This window comes from Oleiphilus sp. HI0125 (genome assembly GCF_001635355.1).
The window spans coordinates 1-531 of sequence record NZ_LWGF01001338.1; the positions used below are offsets into that span (position 1 = coordinate 1).

The window sequence follows — 531 nt, forward strand, 5'->3', positions numbered from 1 at the left end:
AGCTTCCATCTTCCAGGTGAACTTTTCGGACTAGATGCGCTGCACCAAAATTCGCATCCCTCTAGTGTGATTGCGCTTGGGACATCTAGCCTTTGTGCTATCAAATATTCGAAGCTCGAACGACTTGCGTTGCAAATTTCTGGCTTACAACACCACTTGCTCTCAGTACTCGTAAAGAAGTGCAAAGCGGGCACGAAAAACAACAAGAACACGCGGCTGATCAGAAGCTTGCAACCTTCTTGTTTACTTTATCTGCTCGTTACAAAGAACGCGGATATTCTGATACGCGCTTTAATTTAATGATGCCACGTAGAGATATCGCTAATCATCTTAATCTTGCTCCGGAAACCATCAGTCGTTTGTTCAAACGCTTCCAGCGAGACGGGTTGATTGATGTGAAGCGAACCGATTTGCAGATTCTTGATTTACCAGCACTCGGTGTGCTCGGCGGCTGTAACCAAATGTGCGTCTAAGCTCTGTTTCATTTGAACCAATACTTTATCATTAAGTCTTAGGACATTTGGTATCGCA

At 44.4% G+C, this 531-nt stretch carries 1 protein-coding gene; it reads left to right on the top strand.

Annotated elements, in window-relative coordinates; genetic code table 11:
- The first annotated feature begins 92 nt into the window (after nt 1-92).
- On the top strand, nt 93-473 hold the full coding sequence (locus A3762_RS23035; RefSeq protein WP_068757839.1) for a helix-turn-helix domain-containing protein: 381 nt from the start codon (nt 93-95) through the stop codon (nt 471-473).
- Nucleotides 474-531 lie beyond the last annotated feature (58 nt).